Genomic DNA, 13,195 nt, shown 5'->3' with positions numbered 1-13,195 from the left:
ACCGACAACTAAAAAAATGCAAGTCACTAACTTCCTCAAGCACCACTTCCGCCACTTCAACGCCGCCGCCCTCGTGGACGCAGCCGAGGGCTACAACACGCACCTGGCCGGGGGCGGCAAAATGATGGTCACCTTGGCCGGGGCCATGAGCACGGCCGAAATGGGCATTCAGCTGGCCGAGCTGATTCGGCAGGATAAGATTCACATTATCTCCTGCACCGGCGCCAATTTGGAAGAAGACATCTTCAACCTGGTGGCCCACGACTTCTACGAGCGGGTGCCCAATTACCGCGACCTGACGCCGGCCGACGAGCACGCCTTGCTCAAGCGCCACCTCAACCGCGTCACCGACACCTGCATCCCTGAGGAAGAAGCCATGCGCCGCCTGGAGCACACGGTGCTCAAGTTCTGGGAACAGGCCGATAAGGCCGGCGAAGCCTACTTTCCGCACGAGTTTTTCTACCAGATTCTGAAATCGGGCGAGTTGGAGCAGTACTACCAGATTGACCCCAAAAATTCCTGGATGCTGGCCGCGGCCGAGAAAAACCTGCCTATTGTCTGCCCCGGCTGGGAAGATTCGACGCTCGGCAACATCTACGCCGGCCACGTCATCTCGGGCGACATTAAGAACGTGCACACCATGAAAACCGGCATCCAGTACATGATGTATCTGGCCGACTGGTACACCGCGCAGGCCACCCACGAGAGCACCGTAGGCTTCTTCCAGATTGGCGGCGGCATCGCCGGCGACTTCCCCATCTGCGTGGTGCCCATGCTGCACCAGGACCTGGGCCGCCACGGCGTGCCGCTGTGGGGCTATTTCTGCCAAATCTCTGACTCCACGACGAGCTACGGCTCCTACTCCGGCGCCGTGCCGAACGAGAAAATCACCTGGGGCAAGCTGGGCGAGAAAACGCCTAAGTTCATCATCGAGTCGGACGCGACGATTGTGGCGCCGCTGATTTTTGCGATGGTGCTGGGGCAGTAGGGAATAAGTGAGGCCCTGGCAAAAAAGCCGCTGCTGAACTTCAGCAGCGGCTTTTTTAGGTATAATGAGTAATGGCAGCTACGCCGCAACCGCGAAGCCCGTCGCCGCGCCTACCCCCTGCCACTGCCGCAGGTCGTGCTGCACGGCGACTATTTTGTGGTCGGCCATCTGGTAAGCATCTTCCCCCAGAAACAAGTGCAAGGGCTAAATTCCGGCCCCGCTAAGTTGGATGAGCGCGGCGGCTTTCCCTGGGTCGCCGGGCTGGTGGCCGTCGATTTGGTCCTGATGCAGCGCCAGCGAGTCGCGGATGGCCTGGTAGGCAGCAATCGGCTGGCTGGGCGTGCCCATCGAGCAGGCCGTGAGAAAATCGGTGCGGAAGTAGCCGGGATAAACTACCGTGGCCCGGACGCCAAAGTCTTTCATCTCCGTGGCATACGCTTCGGTCAGCCCGGCCACGGCAAACTTGGTGGCGCAGTAGATGCCCCAGCCGGCTAAACCACCGTTGAAGCCGCCGATGGAGGAGATGTTGAATACGCGGCCGGCCCGCTGCTCGCGCAGGTGCGGCGTGGCGCAGCACGTTGAGCAGCCCGAACACGTTGACCTCGAAGTTCTGGCGGGCTTCCGGGTTGGTGGTTTCTCCCAGGCCGCCGAGTTGCCCGTAGCCGGCATTATTGACCACCACATCGAGCCCGCCCAAGGTGCTAATGGTGGTTTCCAGGGCCTGGCGCACGCTGTCCTCGCGGCTTAGGTCCATCTGCAGGGGTAGGAAACGGGCGTTATCGTCGGCCGCGACGGCCTGGGTTAGTTCGGCCAGGCTGCGGGAGGTGGCGGCCACGGCGTAGCCTTCGGCCAGGAGCTTGCGCACGAGCGTCAGGCCCAGGCCCGTCGAGGCGCCGGTGACCAGAAGCCGCGGTTGCTGGTTAAATAGTTAGCGAAAATTTAGCTTTGACGCGCAACCAGCCCTTTCCAGTCATGCCCACCACGCTCATTTCCTCCATTTCCCCGAAAACCCTGGCCCGCCAGCACGAAATCACGGCCGAGTACCGGCGCCTCGTGACGGCGCACGTTGCCGACGTGGTGGGGGGTAGGGCCACGGAAATGCTGGAAGTTCGTGACTTCGCCAGCCAGCTCTGCATTCATCCCACCCACCTGAGCAACACGCTCAAGCTCACCACGGGCCAGCCGCCGTGCTTCTTCTTTGAAGCGGAAATCCTGGCCGCCGCCCGGCAGCTGCTGCGCGACCCGGCCCGCACCGTGGCCGACATTGCCGCCCAGCTCACCTACGACCCGTCGAACTTCACCAAGTTCTTCAAGCGCTTCGCCGGCTGCACGCCCAAGCAGTACCGCGAGCAGGTCTGGGCCGGGCACCGGGAAGGAGTTTCGGAAGTATCCACCATTTAACCTGGGCTACTCACCATAAACCGGCCGGGCGGGGGTAGGACCTTTGCATGGTTAAGTAACCCAACGTTTAACCATCAATCAATCCCGATGAGCACAACCAAAATCGCCCTCCTGACCGGCGGCAGCCGCGGCCTGGGCAAAAGCATGGCCCAGCACCTGGCCAAAAAAGGCCTCGACGTTATCCTGACCTATCATAGCCAGCAGGCCGAGGCGGCGGGCGTGGTAGGCGAGATTACCGCCCTGGGCCGGAAAGCGGTAGCGCTGCAGCTCGATACTTCCACTGTAAATGGCTTCGATGCCTTTTTCGAACAGGTGAAAACCGCGCTGCGCGACACGTTCGGCACTGCTAAGTTCGACTTCCTCATCAACAACGTCGGCACGGGCCTGTACGCTCCCTTCGCCGAAACCACGGAAGAGCAGTTCGATCAAGCCCTGACTATTCACTTCAAGGGTTCGTTCTTCCTGACGCAGAAGGCCTTGCCGCTGCTCAACGACGGCGGGGGCATCGTCAATATCTCGTCGGGCCTGACGCGCATTATCAACCCCAGCTCGTCGGCCTACGCCAGCATGAAGGCCGCTATGGAGGTGCTCACTAAATACCAGGCGAAGGAGCTGGGCAGCCGCCGCATCCAGGTAAATATCGTAGCTCCGGGCGCTATTGAAACCGATTTTGGCGGCGGGCGCACCCGCGATAACAAGCAAATCAACGCCCATCTTGCCTCGCTCACGGCCCTGGGCCGCGTAGGCTTGCCCGAAGACATCGGCCCCGTGGTGGCTTTCCTCTGCACCGACGAGGCCCGTTGGATTAACGCCCAGCGCCTGGAAGCGTCGGGCGGCATGAGTATTTAACTTGCATTAAACCAAAGTCTTACAAGAGAAAACCCTGGCCCGCAACGCGGCGGGCCAGGGTTTTCTCTTGTAAGACAGCAATCTGCCGGCTGCCGCGTTGCCGCGCCAGTGGAGGGTAGGGAAGGGCAGGCGCGGGTTTAGGCGAAAAACTCGGCCACGCCGGTGTCGAGCTGGTAGTAGGCGCCGATGATGCGCAGCTGCTGCTTGGCCACGGCCTCGGAGAGCAGCTTGGAATTTTGCAGGCGGTCGATGGTTACTTTCACGTTGGCTTTCACCACGTTGGTGAAGCGGGTGTCGCCCTCGCCCTGGGCCAGCAGCAGCGCCGGCCGGATGGCATCAACCAGCGCCTCCATCTGGCCGGGGGCCAGGGTGGCCGTCGTCACGGCATCAAGCGTGGCCTTGATGGCGCCGCAGCGCTGATGGCCCATCACCACGAGCAAGGGCACGTGCAGCTCGGCCACGGCAAACTCCAAGGTGCCAATCACGGCGTTATCGAGCACGTGGCCGGCGGTGCGGACCACGAACAAGTCGCCCAGGCCCTGGTCAAACAGCAGTTCCGGCGACTCGCGCGAGTCGGAGCAGGCCAGCACGGTGGCGAAAGGGGCCTGCTTGACGGCCACGTCGCGACGGCGTTCCAGCGTCTCGTCGGGGTGCTGAAGCTTGCCCTTTTGAAAGCGCAGGTTGCCGGCCTGCAATTTGCGCAGCGACTCGGCCGCCGCGGCCGGGCCGGGTGGTAACCCCGCCGCAGGCTTGGCAGTGGACGGGGCCGTCTGGCCCTGGGCCAGCGGGGCGGGCAGCGCCGCCGCCAGCAGGCCCAGGCCGGCGCGCTGCAAAAAGCCGCGGCGAGAATTGTTTTCGGGGAGCGTCACGGTGGGGATGACTTAAGAAGACAGGGAGCAGCGCAAGGAAAACCTTTCGCATCAATGCCCGCTCTCTACCTGCCTGCAAGCCAAATTGTTTCGGTGGCGCGGGGCATCGCCGACTACTTTGCAGTGGCCTTAGCTCAGAGCCCGCGCGCCAGCGGCCGGTGGGGGTTCCAGATGCCCCACGGAATCATGAGCAAGACCAGGAGCAGGGCGATGCCGAAGTAGATGAAGGCGGTTTTGTGCTTGGCCAGGTCGTCGCGCCGCTTCTTGGAGAGCGAGCGGCCGACCTGGGCCAGCACGGCGGCCACGAGCATCACGGCGATGTGCTCGACGCCGAAGAAGCGCTTTTGCGGGTCGGCCATCGCGCCGCCGGCTTGCAGGGCCTTCAGGCCCCAGGGGCTCAGGCCGAAATACAAGCCCAGGCCCAGCAGCACCTGCAAGTGGATGGAGCCCACGAACGAGGCGCCTATCCCATTGTCGGCGCCGGCGAAGGCGCGGCGGCCCTGCCAGCCGGTGTAGGCGCGGTAGAGGGCGATAAGACCGAAAACTACGACCAGCCAGCGCGACCAGGAATGCAGAAACAGGAGGACGGTGTAGGCAGACATAAGAAGGAGAAAAACAAAAGGTCAGGTCTCGGCGGCGGGCCAGGACGCCGACGCGCAAAGGTAGGTCGGGCCGCGCCCGGCCGCGACGGCCAGGGGCGGGTGAGTTGCCCCGGCCAGGCAGCTGGCTACTTCTCGGGTTCCGGAGCGGCCGGCCGGCGGGCTGCGCGCTCGGCGGCCAGCTCGTCGCGCGCGGACACGAGCAGGATTACGAACATCGAGCAGAAAGGCAGCACCATCCCCAGCGCATACCAGCGCCAGAACGAGCGCCCGCGCATGGCCGCCAGGTAGCCGGTGACGGGTGCGAACAACAGCGCCGCCAGCACGAGAATTACAATCAAACGAAGCAGCACGGCGCGATGGAGTTTAAGGTGGGAAGGCAGGAACCAACCAGCGGAGAACAGTCGACCGTCCTACTTGCTTTTGCCGCGTTTCACCAGGTAAGCATACAGCACTTTCTCGAAGGGCTCGCGCACATCAACCGGCACGAAATCAATCTTATACTGCCCGCAGCGCAGGGCCAGCTCGTGCTCGAAGCGGCTCATGGCGGCGCGGTACTGCTCGCGCACCTGGGCGGGCTGGAGCTTGATTTCCTGGCCGGTTTCAACATCCTCAAAGATGTAGGGCCGCTCGGCGAAGTCGAACTCGGCCTCGGTGGCGCGGTCCAGAATGTGAAAGAGCAAAACCTCGTGCTGCTGGTGGCGCAGGTGCTGCAAGGCGGCCAGGGCGGCGGTTTGCTCGGCCTCGCCGCGGCCCAGCATGTCGGAGAACAGGATGACGAGTGAGCGTTTCGGAATCTGCTGAGCGATGGTGTGAATGACGCCGGCCACATCGGTCGTGCGGCGGGGGGTAGGGCTGGCGGCGGGCCGGTCCAGCAGCTGCTGGAGTGTGAGCAGCAGCGTGTGGCGGTGGCGGCCCGACGAGCGCACCGGCGTTTGCAGCTCCACGGTGTCGGCGAACGTGACCAGGCCCACGGCGTCGCGCTGCCGGGTGAGCAGCGTGGTGAGGGCGGCGGCAGCCAGCACGCTGAAGCGCAGCTTGTCGTGGCCGGGCACGGGGTAGTACATGCTGGGGCTCACGTCGAGCAGCAGGTGGGCGCGCAGGTTGGTTTCCTCCTCGTAGCGCTTGACGAAAAGCTTGTCGGTGCGGGCAAAGACTTTCCAATCCAAGTGGCGGGTGCTCTCGCCGGGATTATACAGCCGGTGCTCCGAGAACTCGACCGAGAAGCCGTGGTATGGCGACTGGTGCAGCCCCGTGATAAAGCCCTCGACGAGCTGACGGGCCAGAAATTCGAGATTTTCAAATGAGCGGACGGCGGCAAGGTCGAGGGGTGGGGCGGGCATGGCGGCGGAAAGGGGGGGTAGGAAATCAAGCGTTAAAGAACGGCAGGCAGGAAAGAACGTCATGCAGAACATTCTGCGCTTAAAGCAGAGACGCAGCGGAGCGCAGCATCATGCGTGGAGTAGTAATCAAATTAATAGACGGTCCTGCTGAGCTTGTCGAAGCATCTCTACCGCTGAGTAATTCAATCGTTGTTAGCCATTGATTACTTTCCCAAGCGAGATGCTTCGACTCCGCTGCGTTCCTGGCTTGATGCGCCACATGCTCAGCATGACGTTCTTTTTTTCCTCGTCGTTCTTCAATCTCCAATTCCCTACCCCCTTCGTAGCTTCGCAACCGCTTTAATCAGCCCGTTTGTCTTTCACTTTTCCCTAGAAAACGCCGTGGACGACCGTCAGCACGACCAGGAAGAAATCTACTCCCAGCGCATCAAGGCCGGCAAGCGCACGTACTTTTTCGACGTGAAAGCCACCCGCGGCCAGGACTACTACCTCACCATCACCGAGAGCAAGCGCCGCCAGCCCGAGGGCGAGGAGCGGGTAAGCTACGAGAAGCACAAGATTTTTCTCTACAAGGAAGATTTCCTCAAGTTCGCCGACGCCCTGCAAGATGCCATCGCCTACGTGCGCGAAGAGCTGCTCACGGCCGACGAAGTAGCCGAGCTGGACCGCCCCCGCCCCGCCTACGACGAGCGCGAGCGGCCCGCGCCCGACGCCGAGCGCCCCGCCTTCGACCCCAATCGCAGCGACGATAACTACTGAGCCGGGCCCCCGGCCGGCAACTGCCTGGCGGCGCGAGTGGCCTGCGGGCTGTTCGCGCCGCTTTGCGTTAGCAGGAGGGGGTAGGGAATGGGTGCCGGCGGTGCGCTACTACCCGCCGTACCTTTGCGCCTGAATTGTCCGCAATTCATAATTCATAACTCAAAATCTATAATTCCAGAAAATGGGCCTCCGCTGCGGTATTGTCGGCTTGCCGAACGTCGGTAAATCCACCCTGTTCAACGCGTTGTCGAACGCCAAGGCCGAATCGGCCAACTATCCTTTTTGCACCATCGAGCCCAACGTGGGCGTCATCACCGTGCCCGATGAGCGCCTCCAGATTCTGGAGCAGCTCGTCAACCCCAAGCGCGTGCTGCCCACCATCATCGAGTTCGTGGACATCGCCGGGCTCGTGAAGGGCGCCTCTAAGGGCGAAGGCTTGGGCAATAAATTTCTGGCCAACATCCGCGAGGTCGACGCCATCATTCACGTGGTGCGCTGCTTCGACGACCCCAACATCGTGCACGTGGCCGGCGGCGTCGACCCGGTATTCGATAAGGACGTGATTGACACTGAGTTGCAGCTCAAGGACCTGGAAAGCATCGACAAGAAGCTGCAAAAATCCGAGCGCAGCGCCAAGGCCGGCGACGCCGTAGCGAAGAAGGAAGTCGGGGCGCTGCAACGCTACAAAGTCGCTCTCGAAGCCGGGCAGAACGCCCGCGCCGTGCCCGCCACCGAGGACGAGAAGGAAGCCGTGGCCGACTTGCAGCTGCTCACCATCAAGCCCGTGATTTACGTGGCCAACGTCGACGAGGCCAGCATTGCCCCCGATGGCAACGCGCACGTGGCCGCCCTGCGCGCACACGTGCAGGCTGAAAGCGCGCAGGTCGTGCTGGTGTCGGCGGCCATCGAGGCGCAGATTGCCGACATGGAAGACCCCGAGGAGAAGGAGCTGTTTCTGAGCGAGTACGGCCTCACCGAATCGGGCCTGAACAAGCTCATCCGCGCCTCCTACGAGTTGCTGAACCTGATAACCTACTTCACGGCCGGCGTGCAGGAAGTGCGCGCCTGGACCATTCACCGCGGCGACAAGGCCCCGCAGGCGGCCGGCGTCATTCACTCCGATTTCGAGAAAGGCTTCATCCGGGCCGAGGTCATCAAGCTGCCCGATTATCAGGAATATAAAACGGAAGTCAAAATTAAGGAAGCCGGCAAGATGGCCGTCGAAGGCAAAGACTACGTGGTGCAGGACGGCGACATCATGCACTTCCGCTTCAACGTGTAGGGTAGGGCCCCGGCTCCCTGCCCCAACCGTCGCCAAAGGCCGCTGAAGCATCAGCGGCCTTTTTGCCTTTTACAGGGATGGGTCTGGGTAGGCGCCAGCTAGGCGAGCCGCTGGCACCCGCCTGGGCCAGCACGATGCGACTGGGCTATGCCAGCGGCAAAAGTAGCGGCTGTTCTATTGCCTGAGCAAGCTCAGTCGCACTATGGGCGCTCTAACAACAAGATTATTCCGCTAATAAATTGGGGGCATCAACCTTCGCGCCGGCCCGTTTTTTACACGATAATGAGTTTTAATTAGACCTAAATTGGCTGGCGTGCTTATTTAAAAAATATAAGTTTTTTTTACTCATAAATATCTAGTTTTTCATAACAAATAGTTGAGCGTTGACTTTATGGAGATAATTAACTTTTCTAACCCCTTCATTCCAGTCCATGTCCCTACCCCTACCCCTACTCCTCGAAGCTGGCGTCCCGCGGCCTTACTTCTACCTGCCCGAGAATGATTTGACCAGCTACACCTTTTTCTACAGCATGTTCGCGCTTTTCGGCGCGGCAGTATTCTTCTTTCTGGAGCGGCGCAACGTGCCGCAGCGCTGGCGCGTGAACCTGACCGTGGCCGGCCTTATCTGCCTGGTGGCGGCCAGCAGCTACTATTTTATGCAGAGCATCTACGTCAATCAGGCCGGCTCGCTCACCCAGTTTCGCTACACCGAGTGGCTGTTCACGGTGCCGCTGATGTGCACGCAGTTCTACCTGCTGCTGCGGCCGGCCGGCGCCAAGTCCGGCTCGCTGCTGCGTCTGGTGTTCGGGGGGCTGTTCATGATTGCGACGGGCTACTTCGGCGAGAATGCCGGCCCGAATAAGGCCATCATCTGGGGCTCGGTGTCGACCGTGGGCTACCTGCTGGTCATCTTCGAGGTCTGGTTTGGGCCGCTGGCCAAGGTTGCCGACCGTTCGACGGACCCCGACGTGGTGCGGGCCTTCAACTACCTGTCCTACTTCGTGCTGCTGGGCTGGGCCATCTATCCGCTGGGCTATATGACGCTGCCCTTCAATCTGTTCGAGGCCATTCACCTCGACCGCAACCTGGTTTACAACTTCGGCGACGTGATGAATAAGGTCGGCTTCGGGCTGGTCGTGTACGTGATGGCCCGCAAGTCGGCCGAGCGCAAGGCGCGCACCCGCCGCGCCCGCGCGGCCGGGCGCGAACAAGAACAAGCCATTGCCGAGCTGGTCAAGTGAGGCAGTCCGCTGAATACTCACCTCCCTACCCCCTCTTTTCTGCCCTCGCTCCGTGCAATCCGATACCGACCACTTGTTTCAACCCGGCAGCCGCGAGCTGCTGTCCGCCACCCGCGATGCCTACCTGCGCGGCACGCTCAGTCCGACCGATGTTCGGGCTGTGGAAATTGTTTTGGAAGATGACAGCGTAGAGCGCGGTGTGGCCCTGGCCCGCTACCACGAGCTGAGCGCCGCCCGGCGCCGGCAGCGCGGCTTGGCCCTGGAACCGCCACTGTGGGTGCAGCAACAGCTGCTGCGCCAGCCGAGCGTGTCGGCCTGGGGGCCGCTACGCCGGCCGGGCGTGCAGTTGGCGCTGGGCACACTGCTCTTGCTGGGTGGCTTCAGCGCCGTGCAGTGGGTGCGCAATGAGCCCTTGGTGCCCAAGCCCGTGGTCGCCACGTTCCGGCGCACCGTGAACACTGCCGCCGAGTCGCTGGGCCGGGCGGCCGTGTATTCCCCAGCCGAAGTAGAGGTGGCTGAGCCCGACCCTACCCCCCCCGCCAGCCGGGAACCCGAGAAAGCCAGTCGGCGCGCTAAGCTGATGGCTGGGCGCGCCACCCTGCGGGCCGGGCTGGTGGGCCACGGCACCCCACCGGCGCCAGCATCTCCTGACTCGGCCGCCGCGCTGGTAGCGGCCCCTGACTCGGCCGCGGCGCTAACCGGACGCGTCGCCGGTAGCGAAGCAGTGGGCCAGACATCCGCGTCCGGGGCGGCTTCTTCATCTTCCGCTTCCCCGGCACCAGCTGGCCGCGTAGTGCGGGGCCGCATCTTTAATCAGCTGGGCCGCCCGCTGGCGGGTGCCACCGTGCTGGTCAAGGGCACCTCCCGCGCGGCCGTCACTAACGCGGCGGGCGCCTATGAGCTGCTGGCGCCGATGGGGGCAGTACTGCTTATCGGCTACGTCGGCTACGCCGACGAGCAGGCCTCGACCGGCGAATCAACCGTGATTGATGCCACGCTGGAACCCGTGAGTCGCCACGACCGCCGCGAGCAGTTCTAAGTCAGCTCAGTTCTAAAGCAACTCGAAGCGGGTCCAAGCGGCCTCTAACACTAAAAAAGGCTGCCCGGAAAGGCAGCCTTTTTTAGTGTTAGAGGGGGCATCCGGCTATCAAGTCTGGTGAAGCCGTAGGTCAGCCTTCGCTCCTACCGGCTGACGACCTTGTACAGCATCCCCGCGCTTAACTGGTCGCTGCGCTGCATTCCGTTGAGAATAGCCAGCTCCTCGTGGCGGCTGGTGGGGACGCCCGCGGCCGACAGAGCCTGGCTCAGGGTCATGGCGCGGGCGGCGGTTTTGATGCGGATTTTCTCGCTCTGGCGGTTGAGCTTGTCAGCGTCTGTCAGGCGGGCGTAGGAGCCGGCCACGCCCTGAAACTGGCGGGCATAAGTGGCAAACGAGGCCGGCGCGGCTAGCCCGACAAAGGCGTAGATGCTTTGCCCGTCCTGAATCAGCTGGGCCAACACGTGGGCGCCGCCGCCCTGCTGGCCCTGCTGCGCCTGCTGGTCGCCTTCAAACACCAGCGCCGGAAAGCCGTTGATGGTCGTTTTCTGGGCCTGGCCGCCTTGCAAGCCGATGCCCTTGGCCAGGTTCTGGGCGGCCTCATCGAGCGAGTTGCCGGGCGCGCCCAGGAACACGAGCAGGGCCTTGCCATTGGGCTCAGCCATCTGGAACTGGGTTGGCGAGTTCTGCGACTTCCAGCCGGCCGGCACCGGAAAGCGGAACTTCAAATCCGGGTGGTAGAACACGCCGCCTTCCACGAAGCCCTGGCGCGGGTCTTCGCCGAAGGGCAGGCCGTCAATCATGCGCAGGTAGGAGTCGCGGCCCACGTTGAGCTGGGCGCCGCCGGCGTTCTGCTTGGCCTGGGCGGCGAGGCCTTTCACCGTCTTGTAGCGGTCGGCCGAGTTGGGGTGCGAGGACAGGAAGCCGGGTACAGCCGGACTGCCGCTGGCCTGCTCGGTGCGCTGCAGGGTCTGGAAGAAGTCGGCCATCTGGGAGGCGTCGTAGCCGATTTTGGTCGAATACTTCACGCCGAGCTTATCTGATTCGCGCTCTTGGTCGCGGCCATATTTGAGCAGGTACAAGCCCGCGCCCTGCTGAACAACGCCGCCAATTGCCTGGGCCAGCCGGGGTGCCGCAATGGAGCCGATGCCGAGCAAAACGCTGGCGATGGTGCCGCGCGTCTGCTGCTTCTGGCCGTGGCGGGCCGTGATGTGGCCCAGCTCGTGGCCCAGCACGCCGGCAAACTGCGCCTCACTATTAAAGTGGGCCATGATGCCGCGCGTGAAATAGACGTGACCTTGCGGCGTGGCGAAGGCGTTGATGATGGGCGAGTCGACGATGGTAAAGCCGTACTGACCGGGGCGGTCGGAGGCCTTGTTCATCTGCTGGCCCTTCTCGTCGATGAGGCGTTGCAGGGTGGGGTTGTTGTAGAGGCCGAACTGGGCTATCACCTGCGGGTCGGGCTGGTTGCTGCCCTGCGTTGGCGCGGCGGCGAGCGGTGAGCTGGCAGTCGTAGGGGAGGTGGCGCTGCCCAGCGGCAGCAGCAGGCCTAGCAGCGCGAGGGCGGGTAGGCGGCGAAGAGAGAATTTCATGAAAGCGTAAAAAGGAGTGGGCCGCGGCCAGCGCGACGGTGAAGCCTGCAACGAGCCGAACGGCTAGCCACGTTGCAGTACAAGTCAAACCGGCCGTTATACAAATCAGATGCCACGACGAACGCCTGGCTTTCGGGCCGTGCCGGGGCGCCGGGCGGCTTTCCCTACCCCCGGCTTAGGCTGGTAAGGGTAGCATACGCCGGCGCCGGTGGCCTTTCTACTTGCCCACTAGCTTGATGAGCGAGCCCGCATTTACCTGCTCGTTGAGCTGCATTCCGTTGAGGATAGCCATTTCCTCGTGGCGCTTTTCGGGCACGCCGAGCGTGCGCAGGGCCTGAGCCAGGGTGCTGCGCAGCTTCAGGGTTTTCACGCGCACGTGCTCGGGCTGGCGGTTGAGCTTGTCGGGGTCGGTGAGGCGCTGGAAGTTGTCCATCACCGAGCTGAACGTGGGCTGGTAGCCGGCAAAATCGACGGCCGATGAGGCGCCCAGCAGCAGGTAGATGGTTTTGCCGTCTTGCAAGAGCTGCACGAGGGCGCGCACGCCGGGCGCCTGCTGGCCTTGCGCCTGCTGTTGCGGCTGCCCTTGCTGTTGCTGCGGCACCTGGTCGGCCACGAAGCTCAGGGCCGGAAACCCATTGACAGCGGCGCGGCTGGGCTCACTAATCGGCTGCAAACTGAACTGCTTGACCAGCGCCTGCGCGGCCTCTTCCAGAGTGGCGCCGGGGGCCAGGGCCAGCATCATCAGCGCTTTGCCGGCGGGGTCAGCCATCTGAAATTGCTGGGGCGAGTTCTGGGTTTTCCAACCCGCGGGCACCGGAAAGCGAAACTTGAGGTCGGGATGGTAGAACGTGTTGTTCTCCACGAAGCCCTGGCGCGGGTCCTCGCCGTAGGTGAGGCCGTCGATGAGCTTCAGGTAGGAGTCGCGGCCCACGGCCAGGTTTTTGGGGTTGCCGTTCTTGGCTTTCCACTCGTCGGCCAGCTGGTGCACGCGGTTGTAGCGGTCGGCGGGGTTGGGGTGGGTGGAGAGAAAATCGGGGATGGCCGGCGTGCCGCTCTTCTCCTGCTCGCGCTGGAGCGTCTGGAAGAAATCGGCCATCTGGGCGGCGTCGTAGCCGATTTTCGAGGAATACTCCACGCCCAGCTCATCCGACTGGCTTTCATCTTCGCGCCCGAATTTTAAAAACAAGAGCTGCAAGCCCTGCGAGGCCTGCTCGCCAAACTGCGCCAGCCGGGGCG

Annotated in this window: 14 protein-coding genes and 1 pseudogene; 7 read left to right on the top strand and 8 right to left on the bottom strand. The window is 62.9% G+C overall.

What is annotated here, in order from left to right; genetic code table 11:
- Positions 1–16 precede the first annotated feature (16 nt).
- Entirely contained in the window at positions 17–988 is a 972-nt protein-coding gene (locus ACFE70_RS17030) for a deoxyhypusine synthase family protein (protein ID WP_375418983.1), read from the top strand.
- Between the two features lie 78 nt (positions 989–1,066).
- Here the strand turns inward: ACFE70_RS17030 and ACFE70_RS17025 are convergent, their stop codons facing one another.
- Both ACFE70_RS17025 and ACFE70_RS17020 read right to left on the bottom strand, forming a co-directional pair.
- Positions 1,067–1,189, bottom strand: coding sequence for a hypothetical protein (locus tag ACFE70_RS17025; protein ID WP_375418982.1), 123 nt, complete (start codon positions 1,187–1,189; stop codon positions 1,067–1,069).
- Between the two features lie 3 nt (positions 1,190–1,192).
- Positions 1,193–1,853 (bottom strand): annotated as a pseudogene (locus ACFE70_RS17020) (SDR family NAD(P)-dependent oxidoreductase).
- Positions 1,854–1,960: 107 nt separating this feature from the next.
- On the opposite strand from ACFE70_RS17020, the gene ACFE70_RS17015 reads away from it, so the two are divergent.
- Positions 1,961–2,389, top strand: coding sequence for a helix-turn-helix domain-containing protein (locus tag ACFE70_RS17015; RefSeq protein ID WP_375418981.1), 429 nt, complete (start codon positions 1,961–1,963; stop codon positions 2,387–2,389).
- Between the two features lie 87 nt (positions 2,390–2,476).
- A complete protein-coding gene (locus ACFE70_RS17010) occupies positions 2,477–3,238 on the top strand; it encodes an SDR family oxidoreductase (protein WP_375418980.1) in 762 nt (253 codons plus the stop codon).
- Between the two features lie 137 nt (positions 3,239–3,375).
- Here ACFE70_RS17010 and ACFE70_RS17005 read toward each other — a convergent pair whose 3' ends face one another.
- From ACFE70_RS17005 to ACFE70_RS16990, 4 genes are all read right to left on the bottom strand, one after another.
- Complete coding sequence (locus tag ACFE70_RS17005; protein WP_375418979.1) at positions 3,376–4,107, bottom strand: carbonic anhydrase; 732 nt, start codon at positions 4,105–4,107, stop codon at positions 3,376–3,378.
- Between the two features lie 134 nt (positions 4,108–4,241).
- Complete coding sequence (locus tag ACFE70_RS17000) at positions 4,242–4,709, bottom strand: hypothetical protein (RefSeq protein ID WP_375418978.1); 468 nt, start codon at positions 4,707–4,709, stop codon at positions 4,242–4,244.
- 125 nt (positions 4,710–4,834) lie between these two features.
- Positions 4,835–5,047, bottom strand: a complete 213-nt coding sequence (locus ACFE70_RS16995) for a hypothetical protein (RefSeq protein ID WP_375418977.1) — start codon at positions 5,045–5,047, stop codon at positions 4,835–4,837.
- Positions 5,048–5,119: 72 nt separating this feature from the next.
- Positions 5,120–6,049 (bottom strand): DUF58 domain-containing protein, encoded by a 930-nt coding sequence (locus tag ACFE70_RS16990; protein WP_375418976.1) that lies wholly within the window; start codon positions 6,047–6,049, stop codon positions 5,120–5,122.
- A gap of 381 nt (positions 6,050–6,430) precedes the next feature.
- Here ACFE70_RS16990 and ACFE70_RS16985 point away from each other — a divergent pair, with 381 nt between their 5' ends.
- The 4 genes from ACFE70_RS16985 to ACFE70_RS16970 all read left to right on the top strand — a co-directional run bounded on the left by ACFE70_RS16985 (position 6,431) and on the right by ACFE70_RS16970 (position 10,370).
- The gene (locus ACFE70_RS16985; protein WP_375418975.1) at positions 6,431–6,808 is read left to right on the top strand and encodes a DUF3276 family protein; all 378 of its coding nucleotides are present in this window, start codon (positions 6,431–6,433) and stop codon (positions 6,806–6,808) included.
- Positions 6,809–6,989: 181 nt separating this feature from the next.
- The gene (gene ychF / locus ACFE70_RS16980) at positions 6,990–8,090 is read left to right on the top strand and encodes a redox-regulated ATPase YchF (protein WP_375418974.1); all 1,101 of its coding nucleotides are present in this window, start codon (positions 6,990–6,992) and stop codon (positions 8,088–8,090) included.
- A 431-nt stretch (positions 8,091–8,521) separates the two neighbouring features.
- Positions 8,522–9,331: a bacteriorhodopsin gene (locus tag ACFE70_RS16975; protein ID WP_375418973.1), complete on the top strand. Its 810-nt coding sequence runs from the start codon at positions 8,522–8,524 to the stop codon at positions 9,329–9,331.
- A gap of 52 nt (positions 9,332–9,383) precedes the next feature.
- Complete coding sequence (locus tag ACFE70_RS16970; protein WP_375418972.1) at positions 9,384–10,370, top strand: carboxypeptidase-like regulatory domain-containing protein; 987 nt, start codon at positions 9,384–9,386, stop codon at positions 10,368–10,370.
- 143 nt (positions 10,371–10,513) lie between these two features.
- Here ACFE70_RS16970 and ACFE70_RS16965 read toward each other — a convergent pair whose 3' ends face one another.
- Positions 10,514–11,959, bottom strand: a complete 1,446-nt coding sequence (locus ACFE70_RS16965; RefSeq protein ID WP_375418971.1) for a M48 family metalloprotease — start codon at positions 11,957–11,959, stop codon at positions 10,514–10,516.
- 217 nt (positions 11,960–12,176) lie between these two features.
- Positions 12,177–13,195: M48 family metalloprotease (locus ACFE70_RS16960; protein WP_375418970.1), on the bottom strand; the 1,019-nt coding region annotated here is incomplete at its 5' end.

The organism is uncultured Hymenobacter sp., from assembly GCF_964243305.1.
Lineage (GTDB): Bacteria > Bacteroidota > Bacteroidia > Cytophagales > Hymenobacteraceae > Hymenobacter.
This window is presented reverse-complemented; position numbering and strand designations above follow the sequence as displayed.